At 61.0% G+C, this 21,337-nt stretch carries 21 protein-coding genes and 1 pseudogene; 14 read left to right on the top strand and 8 right to left on the bottom strand.

The genetic code is table 11. The features are described 5' to 3' along the window. Positions 1 to 715 precede the first annotated feature (715 nt). From JQ580_RS24055 to JQ580_RS24005, 12 genes and pseudogenes are all read left to right on the top strand, one after another. On the top strand, positions 716 to 1,246 hold the full coding sequence (locus tag JQ580_RS24055) for a hypothetical protein (protein ID WP_212282684.1): 531 nt from the start codon (positions 716 to 718) through the stop codon (positions 1,244 to 1,246). A 104-nt stretch (positions 1,247 to 1,350) separates the two neighbouring features. Then, complete coding sequence (locus JQ580_RS24050; RefSeq protein WP_212282683.1) at positions 1,351 to 2,418, top strand: hypothetical protein; 1,068 nt, start codon at positions 1,351 to 1,353, stop codon at positions 2,416 to 2,418. Positions 2,419 to 2,566: 148 nt separating this feature from the next. Further along, positions 2,567 to 3,061 (top strand): hypothetical protein, encoded by a 495-nt coding sequence (locus JQ580_RS24045; protein WP_212282682.1) that lies wholly within the window; start codon positions 2,567 to 2,569, stop codon positions 3,059 to 3,061. Then, the gene (locus JQ580_RS24040; protein WP_212282681.1) at positions 3,058 to 3,750 is read left to right on the top strand and encodes an HK97 family phage prohead protease; all 693 of its coding nucleotides are present in this window, start codon (positions 3,058 to 3,060) and stop codon (positions 3,748 to 3,750) included. The genes JQ580_RS24045 and JQ580_RS24040 overlap by 4 nt, the downstream gene beginning before the upstream one ends. Next, the gene (locus JQ580_RS24035; protein WP_212282680.1) at positions 3,740 to 4,882 is read left to right on the top strand and encodes a phage major capsid protein; all 1,143 of its coding nucleotides are present in this window, start codon (positions 3,740 to 3,742) and stop codon (positions 4,880 to 4,882) included. Before JQ580_RS24040 ends, JQ580_RS24035 begins: the two co-directional genes overlap by 11 nt. Positions 4,883 to 5,172: 290 nt before the next feature. Further along, positions 5,173 to 5,391, top strand: coding sequence for a hypothetical protein (locus tag JQ580_RS24030; RefSeq protein WP_212282679.1), 219 nt, complete (start codon positions 5,173 to 5,175; stop codon positions 5,389 to 5,391). Next, positions 5,375 to 6,325, top strand: a complete 951-nt coding sequence (locus JQ580_RS24025; RefSeq protein ID WP_212282678.1) for a bifunctional DNA primase/polymerase — start codon at positions 5,375 to 5,377, stop codon at positions 6,323 to 6,325. The genes JQ580_RS24030 and JQ580_RS24025 overlap by 17 nt, the downstream gene beginning before the upstream one ends. Positions 6,326 to 6,337: 12 nt before the next feature. Beyond that, positions 6,338 to 6,646: a hypothetical protein gene (locus JQ580_RS24020; protein WP_212282677.1), complete on the top strand. Its 309-nt coding sequence runs from the start codon at positions 6,338 to 6,340 to the stop codon at positions 6,644 to 6,646. Beyond that, on the top strand, positions 6,643 to 7,725 hold the full coding sequence (locus JQ580_RS24015) for an AAA family ATPase (protein WP_212282676.1): 1,083 nt from the start codon (positions 6,643 to 6,645) through the stop codon (positions 7,723 to 7,725). The genes JQ580_RS24020 and JQ580_RS24015 overlap by 4 nt, the downstream gene beginning before the upstream one ends. A gap of 321 nt (positions 7,726 to 8,046) precedes the next feature. Further along, positions 8,047 to 8,397: a helix-turn-helix domain-containing protein gene (locus JQ580_RS34340; RefSeq protein WP_409363227.1), complete on the top strand. Its 351-nt coding sequence runs from the start codon at positions 8,047 to 8,049 to the stop codon at positions 8,395 to 8,397. Then, complete coding sequence (locus JQ580_RS34255) at positions 8,325 to 9,389, top strand: tyrosine-type recombinase/integrase (RefSeq protein WP_409363230.1); 1,065 nt, start codon at positions 8,325 to 8,327, stop codon at positions 9,387 to 9,389. The genes JQ580_RS34340 and JQ580_RS34255 overlap by 73 nt, the downstream gene beginning before the upstream one ends. Positions 9,390 to 9,425: 36 nt before the next feature. After that, positions 9,426 to 10,508 (top strand): annotated as a pseudogene (locus JQ580_RS24005) (ComEC/Rec2 family competence protein); the annotation flags it as partial. Between the two features lie 8 nt (positions 10,509 to 10,516). Here JQ580_RS24005 and JQ580_RS24000 read toward each other — a convergent pair. From JQ580_RS24000 to JQ580_RS23975, 6 genes are all read right to left on the bottom strand, one after another. Next, positions 10,517 to 10,945: a hypothetical protein gene (locus tag JQ580_RS24000; RefSeq protein WP_212282674.1), complete on the bottom strand. Its 429-nt coding sequence runs from the start codon at positions 10,943 to 10,945 to the stop codon at positions 10,517 to 10,519. Between the two features lie 438 nt (positions 10,946 to 11,383). Continuing rightward, on the bottom strand, positions 11,384 to 12,085 hold the full coding sequence (gene lexA / locus JQ580_RS23995; RefSeq protein ID WP_212282673.1) for a transcriptional repressor LexA: 702 nt from the start codon (positions 12,083 to 12,085) through the stop codon (positions 11,384 to 11,386). A 175-nt stretch (positions 12,086 to 12,260) separates the two neighbouring features. Next, positions 12,261 to 13,472 (bottom strand): molybdopterin molybdotransferase MoeA, encoded by a 1,212-nt coding sequence (locus tag JQ580_RS23990; protein WP_212282672.1) that lies wholly within the window; start codon positions 13,470 to 13,472, stop codon positions 12,261 to 12,263. Positions 13,473 to 13,689: 217 nt separating this feature from the next. Beyond that, the gene (locus JQ580_RS33920; RefSeq protein WP_249134392.1) at positions 13,690 to 14,007 is read right to left on the bottom strand and encodes a hypothetical protein; all 318 of its coding nucleotides are present in this window, start codon (positions 14,005 to 14,007) and stop codon (positions 13,690 to 13,692) included. Between the two features lie 52 nt (positions 14,008 to 14,059). Continuing rightward, a complete protein-coding gene (locus JQ580_RS23980; protein ID WP_212282836.1) occupies positions 14,060 to 14,689 on the bottom strand; it encodes an HAD-IA family hydrolase in 630 nt (209 codons plus the stop codon). A gap of 8 nt (positions 14,690 to 14,697) precedes the next feature. Then, complete coding sequence (locus JQ580_RS23975) at positions 14,698 to 15,831, bottom strand: alpha-hydroxy acid oxidase (protein WP_212282671.1); 1,134 nt, start codon at positions 15,829 to 15,831, stop codon at positions 14,698 to 14,700. A gap of 345 nt (positions 15,832 to 16,176) precedes the next feature. Between JQ580_RS23975 and JQ580_RS23970 the strand changes: the two genes are divergently transcribed. Next, the gene (locus JQ580_RS23970) at positions 16,177 to 17,514 is read left to right on the top strand and encodes a S41 family peptidase (RefSeq protein ID WP_212282670.1); all 1,338 of its coding nucleotides are present in this window, start codon (positions 16,177 to 16,179) and stop codon (positions 17,512 to 17,514) included. Positions 17,515 to 17,607: 93 nt separating this feature from the next. On the opposite strand, the gene JQ580_RS23965 is transcribed toward JQ580_RS23970, so the two are convergent. Further along, positions 17,608 to 20,340 (bottom strand): bifunctional diguanylate cyclase/phosphodiesterase, encoded by a 2,733-nt coding sequence (locus JQ580_RS23965; RefSeq protein WP_212282669.1) that lies wholly within the window; start codon positions 20,338 to 20,340, stop codon positions 17,608 to 17,610. Between the two features lie 310 nt (positions 20,341 to 20,650). Between JQ580_RS23965 and JQ580_RS23960 the strand changes: the two genes are divergently transcribed. Further along, positions 20,651 to 20,815, top strand: coding sequence for a Flp family type IVb pilin (locus JQ580_RS23960; protein WP_212282668.1), 165 nt, complete (start codon positions 20,651 to 20,653; stop codon positions 20,813 to 20,815). Between the two features lie 5 nt (positions 20,816 to 20,820). On the opposite strand, the gene moaC is transcribed toward JQ580_RS23960, so the two are convergent. Further along, positions 20,821 to 21,336, bottom strand: coding sequence for a cyclic pyranopterin monophosphate synthase MoaC (moaC, locus tag JQ580_RS23955; protein ID WP_409363226.1), 516 nt, complete (start codon positions 21,334 to 21,336; stop codon positions 20,821 to 20,823). Between the last annotated feature and the right edge of the window lies 1 nt (position 21,337).

Below are 21,337 nucleotides of genomic sequence, written 5' to 3'. Positions count from 1 at the left end.
ACGTCCAGAATGAAGCGCCAAGCGTTTCGAGGCTGCACTACGTGGCAGCTCAGAGCGCTTCAATAGCCCGTTGAAGGAAGTCAAAACCAAGAAAAAAGAAATGAGCAACAAAACTGTTCGCCGACCGTTAAAGAATCGGGTTTAAGGAAATGCGGGGTGGGGACGAACCCCACACCCGCCAAACCTCAGAGGTTACCTCTTCGTCGGTTTAGTTTTGATCGTCTGCACAATCGCAGTCTTTCTGTTTGCACCAGATTGAGCTGCTTTTACCGGCATGAATTTGCCGGTGACTGCCGAGCGACCAATTTTACGCGTTGCCATGTCACATCACTTCCTTTCCCGGGCCGGTTGCCCGCCGTTTCAGGCTTGGGCTGGGAAGGGTTGCAGAGGTGATTCGCCACACGTAAGACCAATCTACCCTGAGTCTCAAAGTCCGCGCGAATCATTTCGCGCGGACGTCACTTTCCCACCAAGATCCTTCCCAGGCCACCTTCGCGGCCCTTCGCACCCGTTCCCACCTATGTGCTGCACTCCCCCTTATTTATCCCCCGAGCCGCGAAGGCGGCGCCGGCCCTCGAAGGCCGGACTCGCTTCGGCGGCGGTCGGCTGAACCCCACGAGCGCGATAAACCAAAGATACGCTAATTAGATTTTGCTTATCTAAGGTTGCAAAGTTGATTGTAGTTGAGTCTTGCTTGCAACCTCAAACATGAGGTATGGCCATCCTCATGTCCTTCGATCAATACATGATGATGCACGCGGTTACCGCCATCGAGAAGAAGGGCGACAAGCCGAACGTCGCGCCCCTTGTTGAGTGGTTGCGAAAAGGGCGCTCACTTGATCCTAGCGTGCGCCGATGGCTGATCGCCCTGTTAACGACTGGCTGGCACGGCACCCAGTTAGTTCTGAGGTGGAAGAAGGGTGGGCGTGGCGTTCCATGGAGCACGCTAAAGAAGCACATTGAGGCACACGAACATTACGAAGCCCTGTGCGCGCGCAGGGTTGATCAGAACTTCGCCAGTAGGATTGCAATCGAGCTTGGCGGGAGAACCCGGATCGAACGGCGCGGGACCAGCATTACACATGTCATCGAGATTGCCCGGCGTCACAAGCCCCTGCGGCTCACCTTAGGGAAGCTGCCGAAGAAAGCCGACGCTCTCACCATCACCAGTAAGAAGTTCAGTGTGCCTGAGCCGACGTTATTGAAGGCATTCTATCGCATTGACGAAGCACGACGAATTTCCTGACCACTGAACCACGTTATCGTTTGGTCAATTTCTATTCTCTGAACTCGGTAAAAACCGGGTGTTGGAAGCGATCTCCGTCGCGCGCCAACTGACAGAGAAAGAGAATGATGACCAATATTGATTTCGATGCGAACAATGCGGCGTACAACGATGCCGCTGATGTTGCTCAAGATGAGAGGCACGAACAAGAGGACGACTTAAACAGCAAGCGGGATAGGTTCCCCTCCGGCGCCGTCGCGGTTCAGAACCGTTACGGCCGCATCATCGATCACGATACCGTAGTGCCGGTGCCCACTGATGCTGAGACCATTGACCTCGATAAGCCTGATGTCGAGCCGAAAGCTAAAGACACAGGACGCAAGCTTCTACGGCTTTCCGGCGATGACGAAGCGCGACATCAAATCAAAGCCAAGCTGGCCGCAGCGCGTCAACTATTCGATATGAGTGTGCTGAAAAAGGAAAAGCAGAAGGACTCCATCATCCCTGCCAACGACAACGAACCCGCTCCAAACTGGTTGCTTCTAGAGGCTATCAATCGGATTAAAGATTTGCCCGAGCGCGTCCGAAGGAAGGATACCGCACTTTATCTCCGCGAACTGGTGGACACTGCCGGAAGCGATGCACTTGGGTTGTCAGTTCATCGACCGGGCGGAGCGCCAAGCGTGGATCATGATGTTGATCGATCGTCATCGGGCAAGGTGATATTTCATAATGGCCAGACGCTTGATCGCAAGTGGCGGGAGTATAGCCAAAAGAATGGCGAGTCGGACGCGAAGCGCTTTGATGGTTCGCTGCGAACAAGCAAACGTTCGGCCCCAGTAGGTGGCGGCTTCAATGTGGTTCGTGACGACCTATTCGTGCAGCGCCTGTTTGATGCGCAAACCGAGCTTGAAGACATCGCAGCCGTCGTCGGTCCATTGTGGCTGCCCTTGATTGATGCTGTATGCAACAATGCTGGCTTCACCGACATTGCTGCGCAGTTAGGTTACAGCCAATCGGCGGTTGGCTCCTGCATCGTGATGCTCGCGCTGGACGTGGCGGCCAAGCATATCGAAGCGTACCACGCTGCGACCACCTTCCGCGACTTCGTGGAGTCGCACGGTCTGCCGGTCGCGGCACGGCGGTACAGGCGGGCGGTTGCTGATGACGGAACTCTGAAGTTGGCTGCCTAACGGCGCCACTTACAAGCCACGCCGCTTCTCACGGACAGATAGAGGAAGGGCAATCCAGGCGGTTCGTAATCGCCCGGATAGCCGTGGCTTGCAAGCCACGGCTCGCCCCGGTCCTGATAGTAGAACCCACTTTAGAAAGGCACTCGTTGTGATCTACGGATCAACCATACTTCGCGCCGTTGCACAGCGCACCGGTTTCAACTTTAAGCATGTCGAAAGCACCGCATGCCCTATCGTCCAATCCGGCGCTTGGCCGACAGACCCGTCTAAGGCTGTTGCGCTCTTGTTGTTAGCGTTACCCTTAAAAGCCAAGCCAAAAGAGGTCGCGCCCCTTGCTGCATCCTATTTCAACTTGTCCGCCGATGGATATGGCACCGCGGGCGAGTTGATCGGGCGCATGCTCGATAGCTTCATCAACCGTGCCCACACCGATTTTTCGGCATGGGCTTACCGCAGTCGTATTGAGGTCTATGCCACCGCAACACCGGCGGTGACGATCACGACGCCCTGCACAGATGGGCAATTCATTATCGAATACGCAACCCCGAAGTGGCGCGACTCAACGGTACGGCACAGCAATATTCTCTCGGGGAAGGCGCTCTTCGATATCGCGGCGGATATTTCCATGAAGGTCGCCGCATGACCGGCATACGCTATTCGCTCCCATTGGCTGTGAAATGGTCATCGGCGAGTCAGGCTGGCGAGTTTGTCGGCTATGCCTCGACATTTGGCGGTGAGCCAGACGCTTACGGTGATGTAGTCGCACACGGAGCGTTCGTAGCTACTATCGCGGAGCATAAAGCCAAAGGCACAACCCCCGCCTTGTTGTGGTCGCACGATCAATCGCAGCCCATCGGTGTAATCTCAAAGCTGACGGAAAACGAGCACGGTTTGCTGATGGAAGGGCAGCTCACCCTCGATGTGGGAAGGGCCGCTGAAGCGCACGCTTTGATGAAGGCTGGCGCGCTCGCGTTCAGCATTGGATATCGAACTACAAAGTCAACCGCGTTGGGCAAGGGCATCAAACGGCTTGATTCAGTCAAGCTGTATGAAGTTAGTGCCGTGGCAATCCCCGCCAATAGCAACGCGAAACTCGTTTCGATCAAGACTCAGCCGAGTCTGATCGACCAACACAGCCCGCGCACAATCGAGAAGATCTTGCGGGACGGTGGAATCTCTTGGCGTCTAGCTCGGAAGATCGCTGCTCTGAGCAAGTCGGCACTGAAAGAACGCGAAGTTCTGCTCGCCGATCAACCCCTAACAAAGCGATTGATCGAAGCAACTCGGTCAATCCAGAATCATCTTTCAAAGGAAAATCTTCATGCCCGTTGAGGCAACAAACATTGATACCCCAATTGAAGACGCTATCTCCGAACTTACTGAGGCCGCGACTACGGCGCTTGATCAAGTTAAGACGCTCGGCGACCGGTTGGATAAGATCGAAGCGCGCGCCGGGCGCCCCGGTGCGCCAGCCAACGACAACTTCAGCGTCAAAGCTGCTAACGACAACGATATTGCTGCCGAGAAGAAGGCGCTGGCCGATTATGTTCGGCATAACGCCGAAATCAAAGCCATGTCGGTCGGGTCTGATCCTGACGGCGGCTACGGCGTTACGCCTCAGTTGAGTGCCGATATCCACAGGCGGCTCTATGACCAATCGCCTTTGCGAAAGATTGCTCGGGTTGTTGAGGTTGGCAGCTTCGGCAGCTACGAGGAGCCACAGCAAATTGGCGACGCTGGCGCAACATGGGTTAGCGAGAATCAAACGCGGCCCGCCACAACGACTCCATCGCTTGGCGTCGTGTCGGTCCCGGTAAATGAGATTTACGCAAGTCAGCCGGTGACGCAGCGACTGCTCGACGACTCGCGTTTCGATATGGCCGCGTTTGTGATGGAACGCGCTGCGGACAAGTTCGCACGTTCCGAAGGCACCGCCTTTGTCAGCGGCAATGGCGTGGGGCAGCCGATGGGCTTTCTGACCTACCAGACTGATAGCGCTGCCGACTTCGCGCGTGACTATAAGAAGGTTCAATACGTGCCTTCCGGCAGCGCGGGGGCAGTGACGTTTGATGGTCTGAAGTCGCTTTATTGGACGATGCGTGCTCCGCATCGCGCGAATGCGGCGTGGGTCATGTCGTCTGCAACAGCAAGCCAGCTTGACCGGATTCAAGATGGAACAGGCAACTATATCTGGCGCGACTCGATTGCGGCTGATGTGCCGCCGACTCTTTTGGGAAGGCCGGTCTATTTCTCGGAAGATATGCCCGCCGTTGCTGGCAATGCGTTCCCAATTGCATTTGCAAATTGGAAGGCGGCATACATCGTCTGCGATAAGCCCGGCGTGCGTTGGCTTCGAGACCCATTCTCGTCAAAGCCGAATGTAATTTTTTATGCGTACAAGAGGGTTGGCGGCGGCGTTGCTGATACCGATGCGATCAAGCTTCTGAAGATCGGCACGACGTAATAGGCGGCAAGTCGCGGCCGGATGTACGCCCGACATGCCTAACACGGCCGGGGGGATATAATTCCCTCCGGCGCCAAGGGTTGGAACCGGCCCATAGGTAAACATTCACGAACTCCCGTATCAGGATTCCAATGAGAACCAGAACTCCGACCGCCGTCCTAGAGGCGCGCGGATCATTCAAACGCCACCCCGAACGCGCCCGTGAGCGGGCTGAGGAGCCTCGCCCGGATACGCCCCTTGGCGACCCGCCTAAGGGCCTCAGTGAAGCTGAGAAAGCCGCGTGGAGGGAAATGCAGACTGAAGGCTTCTGGCTTACCAGCGCCGACGGCATGATGGTGGAGATCGCCGCCAATCTGATGAGCCAGCAACGAGCTGGTCAAATCGACAATCCCGCCCGAACCCTCTTGGTCTCTACGCTTATTAAGCTGGGCTTCGGTCCAACAGAGCGGGCAAAGATGAAGGTAATGCCTAAGAGAGAGGAGGCGAACCCATTTGCAGAATTCGTCTAGTCCTTATGCGATCGCGGGCGCTCGGCTGATCGAATGCGGATATCACGCGATCCCTATCGCACCCGGTACAAAAAGACCCGGTGCCTATTCATATGGTCGATGGGGCGGCATGTCGGATTGGCAGCGGTTCTGCTCCCGACGCCCAACCGAAATCGAAATAGGCTTTTGGGCAGCCTGGCCAGATGCCGGAGTCGGGATAGCGCTCGACCAAACGCTGAAATGCATCGATCTTGATACGGACGATCCCGAATTGATGCGCGCTGTTCTTTCGGTGCTGCCGTACAGCGAAGTACGGAAGCGCGGCAGCAAGGGCTTCAGCGCTTTCTATCGTGGCTCACCTGCCATCGTATCCCGACCCTTCAACGTCGGCAAAGACCGGGTGTTAGACCTTTTAGCCGGCGGAAGACAAACGGTAGTCCCTGGTTCTATCCACCCAACCACCGGCACGCCCTATATTTGGCATGGTCCCGACACGTTGGAGAACACGCTGATTGAGCAATTGCCGGAGTTGCCCGATGACGTGGCGCATAAACTTGAGGCGGCTTTAAAGCCATTTGGCTACGTGTCACCAGCGGCGTATCAGGCCGGGGAGGGTGACACGTTGTGGCGTGAGCTTAACGACACCGCCTTGCGCAATTTTGACCGATGGGTGCCCGCCTTATGTCTTCCTGGCACGAGGCGATACGGCAAAGGCTATCGCGCGGTTGCCGCGTGGCGGGAGGTCGAGAACGCAAATCTCTCTTTTCATGTCGATGGCATCAAGGATTGGGGAGCCGATCAGCCGCACACAGCAATTGATGTTGTGATGCTGGTCTTCAACGTCCCGTTTGAAAGCGCAACCGCTTGGCTGGCTGAAAAGCTTGGGTTTGACGCTCTATTGCCGAACCGGGACCTATTCAATGTGTCTGCATTCGCGCAGCGGTGCAGGAATTAATAAGGATGATACATGACTGAGAAGTACGTATGCGAGGCCGCATTGTATGCGAGCTTCAAGAAGACCGCCCGTTGGCGCGATGCCGTTGCACAACAATTCCCAAGCGACCCCCGGAATGCTGCCGCCGCTGAGTTGTTGCGGCAGATGGGTAAAGAAACCAATTTAACTGATCAGCAATGGCGAGTCATTGCACCACATTTCGACAGATCGGAGAGGTGGTCGGAGGCGCTTTCTGCGACGGTCCGTGTGGTCGGCATCCGGCCGGGCTACAATGACTTTCCATCATTCACGTCAAGGCTTATCGAGGCGCTGGTACGATGAAGTGGGGACCTGTCATTGATGCAGAGTTAGCGCGCGATCCCTTGCCGATTATCGATCCGCGCGACTGGCAGGACAAGCCGGTACCGGCCCGAGATTGGCTAGTAGATGGCCTGATCCCTCTTCGGGTTGTAACGCTCAAAGGCGGAGACGGCGGAACAGGCAAAACCCTGGCAGCCCTTCAACTTGCCATTGCTATGTCGCTGAAGCGTGATTGGTTTGGCAAGAAGGTGATGCCCGGACCCGTGCTGATCTTTACCGCCGAAGACGAAGCCGACGAATTGCACCGACGCTTTGCCGCTGTCCTAGCACAGGAGGGCCGTCAGTTTCGCGATCTTGAAGGGGTCACTTTGGTCCCCATGGCAGGATTGGACGCCGTGCTGGCATCGCAGAACCCTTCTGGTGGCATTTCAACCACGGCGCAATTCGACAAGCTGCGGAAGCTGGTTGAACAGCTAAACCCGCGATTGGTGGTGATCGACCCCGCCGCCGATGTATTCGGAGGTGAAGAGAATGCGCGTGCGCAAGTTCGTCAGTTCATGCAGAAGCTCAACAAGCTCGCCCTCGACAACGATTGTGCTGTGTTGCTGTTGGCGCATCCATCATTATCCGGCCTGACTTCGGGGCGAGGCACCTCTGGCAGCACAGCCTGGAGCAATTCCGCGCGCTCGCGCCTTTATCTCGAAATGGACAAAGATGATCCAGACCGCCGCGTGCTGCGCGTCATGAAAGCGAACCACGGCCGTGTTGGCGCAGAGATTACGTTACGATGGAACGATGGCGTTTTCGTGCTCGATCAAGGTGGCGACCGTGCCGCCGACAGCCTTGCCAACCGAGCGGCGGACGATGTGTTCATGAATGTTTTCTGGAAAATGACCTCTGTTGGCGTTCGCTTTAGCCATAAAAGAACTTCCGCAACGTATGCGCCGAAGGAAATAGCGAAGCACCCCAACGCAAAGGGTTACAGCAAAGATAGGATGGCACAGGCAATGCAGCGCTTGTTGGAAGCCGGCACGCTAAAGATTGAAGAGCAGGGGCCGCCGTCGCGGCGGTATGAATACTTAGTGGCAGTAGTCAATTAGATTCAGTAGACATGAATTTATGTCACTTTCGCCTCGCCAATGTCGTGCTGCCCGAGCTTTGCTTGATTGGACCCAGGCGGACCTCGCTAATGCGGCGGCTATTGGGCTTTCGACCGTTAAAGACTTCGAAGGTGAAACGCGTGAGACCAGCCCTGCGAACGTCGCTCGAATGAGGAGCGCGTTTGAACGCGGCGGGATAGAATTTATCCCGCCGCGCGGCGGCAGAGGCGCTGGCTTGCGATACGCAAAATAGCGATGAATCATCGCGCACAGGTCATACTTTTTAGTTGACTCTCGAATAGAGTTTTTGGGAAGCTGAACATGACAGAGGCGTGTTTTCCGCCGACTGCGGCTAATGACAATGAGAGATTGCTAACGCTCGACGAGGCCGCAACGCTTCTAGCAATTTGTAAGCGTACCCTTATGCGGCATGTAATCGCTGGTGAGCTTCCTTGCATTGTGACTGGTGCTGGGGGCGAACGGTTGCAACGGAAAATTCACCGCGCTGATTTGCGGACCTTCATCAGTAAGCGCAGGAGAGTCGAGTGTCCGTCTATAGGCCGGGAAACAAGTCGCCGTACTACCACTGTGATTTCCAGATCGGAGGTCATCGGTTTCACGGCACAACGCAATGCACGTCTAAGCGCGAGGCGGACAAGTTCGAATCTTTAGAGAAAGAAAAAGCTAGGGCGCAGGTTAAGGCGACGAAGCGTTCGCGCACCTCGCTTTTGATAGATGACGTTGCGTCGCGCTTTTGGGATGCGAAAGGGCAGTATGATGCAGACGCCGCGGCAACTGATACCAATCTAGCACGGTTGGTCGATTACTTCGGGAAGGGCACGCCTCTCAGCGACATTGACCATGCGAGCGCGGCTAGATTGGTCGGGTGGCGGCGTGGTCATCGGGTTGCAAGGCGCAAAGACAAACAATGTGCGCCACTAATCGCAAACGCGACCGTGAATCGCTCCACGACGAAAGTTCTTCAACGACTGTTCCAATTCGCAAAAAGTGAGAAAGCCATTCTCGATAGCGAGCCAGATTGGGACGCGTTATTGCTGCCAGAACCAGTAGAGCGCATCCGCGAGTTGCAGGAGGACGAAGCCGTCGCGTTTGATGGTGCAATGCGCGACGACTACGAGCCATTCTTTGACTTTGTAAAGGCCAGCGGCATGCGCCTGAAGGAATGTGTCACGCTTCGTTGGTCGGAAGTGAACTTCGGCACCCGACAAATCGTTCGGATCGGCAAGGGCGGGCGTCGAATTGTGTTTCCCATCACGGATGCCATTCGGGGCATATTGTTCCCGCTTCAGGGGCATCACGCCGAGTTCGTATTCACTTACGTGGCGATCTACGGGAATAGGCGCGTGGGGCGGGTGGCAGGCCAGCGGTACCCCATCACGTACAACGGCACGAAAAGCGCTTGGCAACGCCTGCGAGCCGCTTCTGGCGTGAAAGACTTCCGCTTCCACGACTTTCGGCATGACTTCGGGAGTAAGCTGTTGCGCGACAGTGGAAACTTGAAGCTGGTGCAGAAGGCGATGAACCATCGCGACATTAAGAGCACGCTGCGTTACGCTCATGTTCTTGACGAGGACGTTGCCGAAGCTGTCGAAAGCCTCGCGTTAGTGCGAGAATCCCGGAAAAAGTCCCGGAATGGTAGCTGAAGGCTAGCTAACGATATAGAATCGTTACTGAATTAGCTGGCACATCCCGCCTTCCAGATGTCGTTTGCCGCGACGCTTGGACTGGTTGCGCTGGTGCAGATTGGCATGCCGAACCTGTTTGCCTCGCCCGACCATTCGGCGACTGCACGCGTCGCGATGTGGGGCGGCCGCGAGATCGCGATGCTGTTCCTGGCCTCGCTGATCGCGGGGCTGGCGACCACGCCCTACGCCGCCTTCCACTTCCACCGCGTCACGCCCTACGGCGTTCTCGCCAATCTCGGCGCAATGCCGGTCGTTTCGGCGCTGGTGATGCCGGCCGGGCTGCTCGGCCTGCTCGCGGCGCCGTTCGGGCTCGACGGTGTGTTCTGGTGGCTGATGGGGATCGGCATCGACTGGATGGTCGTGGTCTCGCGCTGGGTGGCGGCATTGCCGGGGGCGGTCGGCCGTATCCCCGCGTTCGGCATCGCGCCGCTGATTGCAGCGAGCCTGGGGATCATCGTGATGGGCCTGTTGCGCACGCCCTTGCGCTGGGGCGGCGCCGTGATGCTGCTGGCCGCCATCGCCTGGGGCCTGTCGGTGCGGCAGCCCGATATCCTGATCGCAGGGGACGGCGAGAGCGTCGCCGTGCGTGGCGGGGACGGGCGCTTGCACCTGATCAGGACGGGCAAGGACAATTTCCTGCTGAAGGAATGGCTGTCTGCCGACGCCGATCCGCGCGATGCCGGCAATGGCGCGCTGGCGAGCGGCATATCGTGCGACGAGTCCGGCTGCGTCACGCCGCTCGCCGACGGTCGGCTGGTCGCGCTGGCTTCGCGCATCGATGCGCTGGCGGATGATTGCAGCCGGGCCGCTCTCGTGGTGACATCACGGTCCGCGCCGCCTGATTGTGCGGCGATGGTGGTGGATCGGCAGCGGCTCATTCGGCAGGGCGCACTGGCACTGACGCAGCACGGCGAGGGCTTTTCGGTTCAGGCGGTGAGGGCGAGGGGCACGAACCGTCCCTGGTCGCCGGCGGCCGCCGGCGAGGGAGACTTCGAAGGAGCACTCATGCCCAGGGCGGCGGCTCCGCGCAGCAAGGATGCGACCCCAGCGGAGGCCGATCTTCAGGCGGAAGACTAAGGTCCCTGTCAGCCGATTGGCAGTCGCGTGACCGTCGGGCGGCTGTCGGCGATGATCTGCGGCTTGCGCTCGCCGACCGGCTGGGTCACCGGCAGCTGCAGCACGGTTGCGCGCTGGCCCTCGACGAGCTGCGTCACCAGCACGGATTTGCCGTCCGGGAATTCGATCGCGTCGTGATGCCGATCGGGAATGTGCGGATCGATCTTGCCGAACTTGCCGACGCGGGAGTTGACGGTGCGCGTCCAGATCCAGCGGTTGTCGTAGCGGACGTTGTCGGCGAAGGCGAGCTCCGTTCCCGGCAGCAGGCAGACCGCGACGGAGAGATCGGCTTCGGAAGCGAAGCCGCGGGTCGAGGTGCCGCGGAATGTTGTCGTGACGATCGTCTCGCCGACTTCTGCGGGGCGCGTCGCGACGGCATGCAGGCTGTAGTCACACATCGGGTGCTCCTCAATGCAGCGATAGCGACCCGCACCTCTTTCGGAGGCGCACGCCCCTATCAGAGTGGAAGCACGTGACGGTCTGCCTGGTTGTAGGCAAATCTGCGGCTCGGATCGGCGAGCCGAGATCACATTATCTTTCCCGACTTCGATAGGAACAAAGTTGGGACGCCTGAATTCCGCGGGCGCGTGTCGGGTGGGCCCGCGAGCGCAGCCTATGCGTTCAACGGATTGATCGGTAGAGGAGAATTGGTGCAATGCTTCTTCCTGGCCGGCCGATGCCGCCACTGCGGAGAAAGGGGCCGGATAGTCTGTGCAATACCAGAAAGACTATCCAGCCGGAGCGGACCATCATCCGCTCCAATCTCTGATCGGCGAGGCCGACCGAAGCCGCGCGCACGAGGGCGCAAGAGACGCCTTGATCGGAGACGTCCGGCGTCAGTACTTCCGGTAAAGCCCGATCAGCTTGCCCTGAATTTTCACCCGGTTCGGCGGCAGGATGCGCACCTCATAGGCGGCATTGGCAGGCTCCAGTGCGATTGATGCGCCACGGCGGCGGAAGCGCTTGAGCGTGGCCTCCTCGTCGTCGATCAGCGCCACGACGATGTCGCCGGTATCGGCGCTCTCGTTGCGCTGGATCAGTGCCATGTCGCCGTCGAGGATGCCGGCCTCGACCATGGAGTCGCCGCGCACTTCGAGCGCGTAATGTTCGCCGGAGCCGAGCATGTCGGGCGGCACGCTGATGGTGTGGCTGCGGGTCTGCAACGCCTCGATCGGGGTGCCGGCCGCGATGCGGCCCATCACGGGCACCGCAACGGGCCGTTCGCCCTCGTCCGCGGACTGGCTGGAGCTCGCGCGTATCTTGCCGAGATTGCCCTCGATGACGCTTGGCGTGAAGCCGCGTCGGCTGCCGGCGGCGGCCTGGAGCTCCGGCAGCTTGATCACTTCGATGGCCCGGGCGCGATTCGGCAGGCGGCGGATGAAGCCGCGCTCCTCGAGCGCGGTGATCAGGCGGTGGATGCCTGACTTCGAGCGCAGGTCGAGCGCATCCTTCATCTCGTCGAAGGACGGCGGCACGCCGCTTTCCTTCAAGCGTTCGCTGATGAACCGCAGAAGCTCGTATTGTTTGCGCGTTAACATCTCGACCAAAGTCCCCCGGTTGATGTCGTTCGATTCCGAGACGATAGTTCAGCGATAAGCCGCTACATGCTCGAAACAAATCATGAACGGACACTATATGTTCGATACATGTTCCGCAACTGCTTAATTTAGCGTGAACAGATCGAAGCGGGCGGAATGCGTGTGGCCGCGCAGGTCAGACCGGGAGTCGGAGCACCTCGCAGGGGCTGCCCGACTCGGCCTTCGGCGCAAACGATGCGCGTACGAGAAGTACCTGTGCCGCAGCGAGATTCGCAAGCAGCGAGGAATCCTGATGGCTGACGGGAAGGGCGACGAGCGTGCCGTCGTCGCGCAGCTCCAGGCGCGCGCGCAAGTAATCCTCGCGCTGGTCGTTGGCACCGAGATCGCGGCCCAGCACGGCGCGCTCGCGATGATGATGAATCACTGAACGGCCCGACAGCGCGCGAATCAGCGGGACCATGAACAGGAACGCGCACACGTAGGACGACACGGGATTGCCGGGCAGGCCGATCACGCCCATCGCCCCCAACCGTCCGTGCATCATCGGCTTGCCGGGCCGCATCGCGATCTTCCAGAATGCCATCGCGATGCCTTCGTCCTTGAGCGCCTGCTGGACCAGGTCGTGGTCGCCGACCGATGCGCCCCCGGTCGTGATCAGGATGTCGGCGCCGCTGTCGCGCGCGCGGCGGATGCCGGCGGTGGTGGCTGCCAGCGTATCGGCGGCAACACCGAGGTCGATGGTCTCGGCGCCCTCGCTGCGGGCGAGCGCGTGGAGGGCGTAGCCGTTGGAATAGACGATCTGGCCGTGCCCGGGTGTGGCGCCCGGCATCACCAGTTCATCACCGGTGGCGAGGATCGCGACCTTCGGGCGGCGGCAGACGGCGAGATGCGGGTAATTCATTGCCGCTGCGAGCGCGAGGTCGCGATCCGTGAGAAGGGTCCCCTTGCGCAAGAGGACGTCACCCTCTCTGAAATCGACGCCGGCGGGGCGGATGTGCCGACCTGCGATCGCAGCTTCCTTGATCGTTATTTCCCTGCCTTCGGCGATCGTGTCCTCCTGGATCACGACCGCGTCTGCGCCGCCTGGGACAACACCGCCCGTGAAGATCCGCACGGCTTCGCCAGCGCCGACCTGTCCGGTGAACGGACGGCCGGCTGCGACCTCACCGATGACAGTCAACCTGGAATCGATCGCGGCCGCGTCGGCCGCGCGCACGGCGTAGCCGTCCATCGCCGACATGGCTTGAGGCGGCTGCGTACGCCGCGCGGCGACGTCACGCGCGAGTACCCTGTGGTGGGCTTCGTCGAGCGGAACCATCTGTTCAGGCAGCGGCTCAACGCCCGCCAGCACCGCGGCAAGGGCGTCGGAAACCGGCATCAGGGCCACGGCGAAACTCCTGCTCGGCGTTCGGACGAAATGTTCCGCCAGTCTTCTAGCCGAGCGCGGAGGAGGAGGCAAAATTGCGGAGGCGGACAACCATTCTGCTGCTTGCAGCCCGAATCGACGGCGGGCTCAGGTTTGGCGTCATACCCTTAAACGATGAGACCCGTGGCGGGAGGGGCCGTCCGAGGATGAGAATGACGAGTTCGCCGGTTCGCGTTGTTCAGCGATTGCTCGGCGCATCCGGGCTGCCGAATGCGACGTCGGGAGCTCTCGGCCCTTGATCCTTGTCGGGCAGCGGATCCGCCCGCGATTTCAGGTCGGCGGCCTTGCTGATCAGCTTGGCGGAAAGGTCCAAATCCGAGGTCGTCCTCGCGAATTCGAGCAGCAAGGAAGCTTGCTTGGTCAGATAGGTTTTACCCAGCACGTCAAAAGTCCGTTGTCGAAGTCCCAACGGAGTGATGAGTCCGAAAGGTGGTATTCCGTTCCCGGAACTCTGTGTAAAAATGCACAGAGCAATCGGGTTCCTTCCCTCTTGCATATTTTTCCTGAAAAAAATGCCTGCAGAATTCTTTTGCAGCGGCGGGCCGGTTTCAGATGCCCAACGCCTTCAATGCGTTTCCAACGTCGCGCGCCGACGTCACATGCACCGCGGTCAGTCCGCGGGCCCGCGCACCGTCGACATTCTCGGCAAGGTCGTCGAAGAACACGATACGCTCCGCAGGCACGCCGATCGCTGCGACGACATGATCGAAAGCCTCCGCATCCGGTTTGCGCAGGCCGATGCTGGACGACAGATAGAGCGCACGGAAATTACCGAGCAGTTCGCCATATTCCTTGGAGAAATAGTCGACATGCGGCCGGTTGGTGTTTGAGAAGGCGTAGAGCGGCATCTGCTTCGCCGCACGCGGCAGCAGTTCGGCAATGTCGGGCATCTCGCCGGCGAAGATCGCGTTCCAGCCCTCCAGGAACTGCGCGTCAGAAATGCCGATGCCCAGCGAAGCACGCAGCGAAGCGAAATAATCCTCGTCGCTGATCTTGCCGACCTCGTGCAGCCGGTAGGCCTCGTCACGCACATAACGCGCGACGATAGCCTCGGGCTGGCAGCCGGCATGTGCCGCCCAGCAGGCGATCGCCTTGGAGAAGTCGATGTCGAGCACCACGCGCCCGAGATCGAACAGCAGCGCATCCGCGCTGCCGGGAGAGAGCGATGTCACCTGGATCCTTTCACTCAGTAACGGTACGGATCGTGGTCGAACAGCGGGAATGCGCTGAACACACTCGGTAAGTTGGTGGCGGTCGCCGGATGCAGGAAGGATTTGTCGACCTCGGCAAATGACGTCGCGCCCAGAAGGCCGAGGCAGCGCAGCACCTCGTCCTCCAGCAGTTCCAGCATCCGCGCAACGCCGGCTTCACCCGCCGCCGCCAGCGCCCAGCATTGCAGCCGTCCGATGCCGACGAGGTCCGCGCCCGCCGCGATTGCCTTGACGATGTCGGTGCCGCGACAGATGCCACCGTCGACCATGATCTTGGCGCGGCCCTTCACGGCTTCGACGATCTCGGGCAGCACATGCATGGCGCCCCGGCCGTGGTCGAGCTGACGGCCGCCATGGTTGGAGACGTAGATCCACTCGACGCCGTGATCGACCGCGATCCGGGCGTCCTCCGCGGTGGCGATGCCCTTCAGGATCAGCGGGATCTTGAATTTGTCCTTGATCATCTTCACGGTCCGCCACTCCAGGCCCTTCTGGAAATCGCCGCCGGTGGCGCGCAGGCGACTCTCGCGAACATACCGCTTGGCGATGTCACGCTCACGACGGCTGTAATGGGCGGTGTCGACGGTCAGGCAGAAGCCCGCATAGCCGTTCTTCTCGGTGCGGCTGACGACATCGGCGACAAAGGCGTCGTCGCCGCGGACATAGAGCTGGTAAAGCCGCAGCGCGTCGGGCGCAGCCTCGGCGGTCTTCTCCAGGCCGGGCTCGGACACCGAGCTCAGCATGTGCGCCGCACCGAAGGTGCCGGCGGCACGTGCGACGCTTGCCGCGCCATCCGGATCGAAGATCTCGAGCGCGCCGACGGGCGCGATCACCACGGGCAGGCGCATCTTGCGGCCGAATTGCTGGACCGAACCGTCGACCTTGCGGACGTCGCGCAGCACCCGCGGCCGGAAGGCGATCTCGTCCAGCGCCATCCGGTTGCGGCGCATCGTGGTTTCGGTCTCAGCCGCGCCGACGATGTAGTCCCAGGCGTTCTGGTTGAGGTTGGCGCGCGCTTTTCGGACGAATTCGTGCAGGTTTTGGAACGGCTCGTTGCTGGCGCCGAGTTCGACGTTCCGCTCCGGTTGGATCCGGGGTGCTTCGTTCATTGTTATCCTCCCGAGAAATTGAAGCCTTGTGTCATCGCCTAACCCGTCCGGCGCTCCAAAACCATCCTAAAGTGAGATGGCCGCGAGGCGTGGACCGGCCACCGATTCCCCTTGGGGTAATCTTTGGGGGCGGGCCAGTCCTGCAACGTTGCCAAAAGTTCAGGTCCGAACGAAGCGATTTTTGCGATGCACCCGCCAGCGTGGCATCCCGGCCACGAAGAAACCAGAATGGTATTGTGAGAAGCAGACTGGATCGCCACTTGCAAGGCGAGCCCCAAGTGTTGTCCCGAGTCTCGAGTGACAAGCGCCAGCAACCGCCGAGCAAACAAGAAGGCCAGTCGATCCATGAGGAAATCCTTGCTGTTCCCCCTGGGCGCGCTCTCTGGAGCGTGTCTGACCCTTCTGGTGGCCAGCCCGCACGGCGGTGTATGGGCGGCGCGGGCAGCAGCGAACGCGGACGACGCCTATTCCCAGCTCAACCTGTTCGGCACGGTGTTCGAGCGCGTCAAAGCCAGCTATGTCGAGAAGCCGGACAATGCCAAGCTGATCGAAGGCGCGATCTCGGGCATGGTGACCTCGCTCGATCCGCATTCGCGCTACATGAACGCGAAGGCCTGGACCGAGATGCAGGAGACCACCTCCGGCGAGTTCGGCGGCCTCGGGATCGAGGTCACCATGGAGGACGGCCTCGTCAAGGTCGTTTCCCCGATCGACGATACGCCCGCCTCGAAGGCCGGCTTGATGTCCGGCGACCTCATCAGCAAGATCGACGGCGAGGCCGTGCAGGGCCTGACGCTCGAGCAGGCCGTGAACAAGATGAAGGGCCCGGTCGATACCCAGACCAAGCTCAGCATCGTGCGCAAGGGCGCCGACGCGCCGATCGAGGTCGCGATCAAGCGTGAGATCATCCATGTGCGGCCGGTTCGCTTCCATGTCGAGAACGGCGACATCGGCTATATCCGCGTCACCTCGTTCAACGAGCAGACCACCGACGGCCTGAAGAAGGCGATCGCCGCCATCACCAAGCAGGTGCCGCAGGAGAAGCTGACCGGCTACGTGATGGACCTGCGCAACAATCCGGGCGGTCTGCTCGACCAGGCCGTGTCGGTGTCGAGCGCCTTCCTTCAGCGCGGCGAGGTCGTCTCGACCCGCGGCCGCAATCCGGAGGAGACCCAGCGCTTCACCGCGCATGGCGGCGACCTGACCAAGGGCAAGCCGCTGGTGGTTCTGGTCAATGGCGGTTCGGCTTCGGCTTCCGAGATCGTGGCCGGGGCGTTGCACGATCACAAGCGTGCGACCATCATCGGCACGCGCTCGTTCGGCAAGGGCTCGGTGCAGACCATCATTCCGCTCGGCGCCGGCAACGGCGCGCTGGCGCTGACCACGGCGCGGTATTACACGCCGTCGGGCCGTTCGATCCAGGCCCAGGGCATCGCCCCCGACATCGAGATCCTGCAGGACGTGCCGCCGGAGCTGAAGGGCCGCATGGACACCATGGCGGAATCCCAGATGCGCGGGCATCTCTCGGCCGGCGAGGGTGGCGAGCAGACCGGATCGCAGTCCTACGTGCCGCCGAAGGAAGAGGACGACAAGGCCCTGCACGCGGCCTTCGACTTCCTGCACGGCGTCACAGCCAATGCGGTTGCAGCCAAGCCCGCGTCCAAGACGGCGGTGCCGAACTAGGCCTTGTGGTTCTCAGACAATCGCCCCGGGAGCGGCTCACCGCTTCCGGGCGGTTTCGTTTGGGGATGCCCGTTCCGGACCGGATCGGCCGGCCTAACTCGCCTCGCGGCGGCGGCTTGCATGACCGCCGCGCTGGGCGAGCCGGCTGCGATGCAGCGCGAACAGCTCCAGCACCTTGTCGGCGGGCTTGGCGGCGCTGAACAGATAACCCTGCATCTCCGAACAGCCGAGCGCGCGCAGCAGACGCTGCTGCTCCTCGGTCTCGACGCCCTCGGCCGTCGTGGTCATGCGGCGCGCCGTCGCCAGATTGACGACGGCCTGGACGATGCTGGCGGAGCCGTCGGGACCGGCGATGTCGTCGACGAAGCAGCGATCGATCTTGATCTTGTCGAACGGAAAACGGTGCAGATAGCTCAGCGAGGAGTAGCCGGTGCCGAAATCATCGAGCGCGATGCGCACGCCGATGGCACGGAGCTGGTGCAGGATCGCCAGCGCGGTCTCATCATCGCGGATCAGCACCGCCTCGGTGATCTCGAGTTCGAGCCGGCTCGCCGGCAGGTTGGACGCGGCGAGCGCCGCCATGATCTTCAAGGCCAGCGTACCGCTCTTGAACTGCACCGGCGAGACGTTGACGGCGAGGCGGATGTCGTCAGGCCAGCTCGCGGCGTCCCGGCAGGCGGTCGCCAGCACCCATTCGCCGATCTCGTTGATCAGGCCGGTATCTTCCGCGATCGGGATGAATTCGGCCGGTGAAACCATGCCGCGCTCGGGATGGCGCCAGCGCACCAAGGCCTCGCAGCCGGTGATGCGATCATCCTTGAGGCTGAGGCAGGGTTGGTAATGGACCTCGAGGCCGCCCTCGCGGCCCCCTCGGGCGATGGCGTGGCGCAGGTCGATCTCGATCTGCCGGCGCTCGCGCACCTTGGCATCCATCTCCGGCTCGAAGAACCGATAGGTGCGGCGTCCGGCGGACTTGGCGGCGTACATCGCCATGTCCGCGTTCTTGAGAATCTGGTCGAGCGCCGTGCCGTGTTCCGGCGCGAGCGCGATGCCGACGCTGGCATCGGTGGTGAGATGATGGCCCATGCAGTCGAACGGCGCTCGGATGGCCGCGAAGATGCGCGCGACGAGCTCGTCGACCTGGTCCCGCGATGTCACCGCGCTCTGGACGATGGCGAATTCGTCGCCGCCGAGCCGCGCCACGAAATCCGTCGGGCCCGCGCAGCGGCGCAGGCTCGCGGCAATGGATTTCAACAGCTCGTCGCCGACGAGATGGCCGAGCGCGTCGTTGACGCCCTTGAACTCGTCGATGTCGATGTAATGCACCGCGATCTGCTCGCCGCGGCCGACAGCGGCCAGCTCATCGCGCAGGTGCTCGTGGAACATGGTGCGGTTGGGCAGGTCGGTCAGCGCGTCGTAATGGGCGAGGTGGGTGATGCGCTCCTCGATGCGGCGTCGCTCGGTGATGTCCTCATGGGTCGCCACCCAGCCGCCGTCCGCGAGCGGCTCGTTCAGGATGTGGATCGACCGGCCGTCGGAGGTGTCGACCACCATTGAATTCCGCACATGGATGTCCTTCAGCACGAGCGCGACGTAAGCATCGACGTCGCCGGTGAACGAGCCGGTCGCCTTGCGATGGGCGATGATGTCGTGGAAGCTGGAGCCTGGCTTCACGACCTCGGCCGACAATCCGTACATTTCGATGTAGCGCTGGTTGCAGACCACCAGCCGCTGCTCGGCGTCGAACAGCAGGAGGCCCTGCGTCATGTTGTTGACGGCGCGGTCCAGCCGCAGCTTCTCCAACGTCAGCCGCTCGCGCGAAGCGCGGTGCTGCTCGAGCAGCTTGCGCACCACGGCGATCAGAACGCCCGCGATGGCGAGCGCGGAGGCGCCCGCGACCGAAATCAGCATGCCGATCTGCTCGCGCCAGTCCGTCAGGGCGGAGGTGCGCGTCGTGGTGGCCATCATCAGGATCGGAAAGTGGGGCAGGGCGCGCGAGGCAATCAGCCGATCTTCGCCGTCGACGGGGCTCGTGAACCGTCCTGCGTAGCGATCGAGGCCGAAGACTCTCTGCTGTTCGAACGAACCGGTCTTGAAATTCCGCCCCATCAATTCGCCGGAATGGGGATAGCGGGCGAGCAGCGTGCCGTCGCGATGCAGCATCGAGATCGTCGCGCCTTCGCCGAGCACGACGGTGGCGAAGAATTTCTCGAAATTGGCGGGATCGATCCCGCGTCCGACGGCGCCCAGGAATTCGCCGTTCGGCCCGACGATCCTGCGTACGATCACGACGGTCCAGGCGCCCGAGATCCGACTGTGCAACGGCTGGATCAGGACATCGGGCGAGTTGGGATCGTACTTGAAGGTGCGAAAATAGGCGCGATCGGCAAGGTTCAGCTTCGGAGCCGGCCATGTCGACGACGAATTGATCAGATTGCCTTCGGCATCGATGATGTTGACGTCGCCGATGTAGGGCAGGGCCTCGATCTTCGAGCGCAACATCCGGTGGACATCCTGGCCGGAGAAGCGCTTGCGAAAGTCCTCCCTGGCCGCGATTCCGGTCGTGCGGACCTGATCGACGAAGTCTTTCTGGATGACCGCGAAATCCTGCAATTGCTGATCGAAATGGTGGGCGAGCAGCAGCACGGTGTTTTCGAGTTCGCGGCTGGAGTTGCGCAACGCCCGCTCGCGGAAATTCTGCGCCATCAGGACCGAGCCGATGGCGATGGCCGCGATCAGCAGGGCGCCGCCCACCACCAGCCAGCGGATCGGTCCGCTGCGCACGAAGCCGTGATCAAAGAGGCGGCTGCCGAATCTCGTCATCATGCTGGATCATTGCCGGGCACACGTCAGGATCAATTCTTGGCCCTGAGAACATCCGTTGGTTTACGGGAACGATGTGGAGGCAAAGTTAGGAAGCGCGGTTAACTCCGGGTGAACGGTCGCGCGCAAATGCAATCGAGTTTCGGCGATATGGCGGGCAGGAATTGCCGGAGGATGCGAGGGCGCCGGTCAATTCCTGCCGGCCGCGCCACGATCAACCAAGGCTTAACCATCTAACGTGTTGGCGATCCTCGGATCGGCATTGGCATGTGATTTGCGAGACGCCTGCCGACGAAATAGCGAGGACGCAACGATGAAAAACACCCTGAAGAACTTCCTTGCCGACGAGAGTGGGGCAACCGCAATCGAGTACGGCCTCATCGCGGCCGGCATCGCGCTGGCCATCATCACCGTCGTGAACGGCATGGGCTCCAAGCTCAACAGCAAATTCACCGCGATCAGCACGTCGCTGAAGTAACGCCGTCAGGCGCGGTAATGGCCGGACTTGCCGCCGAGTTTTTCGACCAGATGAATGCCCTCGATGCGCACGCCGCGTTCGACCGCCTTGATCATGTCGTAGATGGTGAGGCAGGCGACCGAGACGGCCGTGAGGGCCTCCATCTCGACGCCGGTCGGGCCCGTGACCTTCACGCTGGCGCGAACGAGGCAGCCCGGCAATTTCGCGTCGGGTTCGATGTCGAGCGTTACTTTCGACAGCGCCAGCGGATGGCAGAGCGGGATCAGCTCCGACGTTCGCTTGGCGGCCATGATGCCGGCGATGCGGGCGGTGCCGAGCACGTCGCCCTTCTTGGCGTTGCCGGATACGATCAGCTCGAGCGTCGCCTTGGTCATGACGACGCGGCCTTCCGCGACTGCAAGCCGCTCGGTCGCCGGCTTGTCCGAGACGTCGACCATCCGCGCCTCGCCGGAGGCGCCGATATGGGTGAGGGCCGGGACGGTCTTCTTGGACGGCTTGCGCGCCATATCTTTGTGCGCCATG

Origin of the sequence: Bradyrhizobium sp. SZCCT0148 (assembly GCF_018129985.1) — a bacterium.
GTDB classification, from domain to species: domain Bacteria; phylum Pseudomonadota; class Alphaproteobacteria; order Rhizobiales; family Xanthobacteraceae; genus Bradyrhizobium; species Bradyrhizobium japonicum_H.
This window is presented reverse-complemented; position numbering and strand designations above follow the sequence as displayed.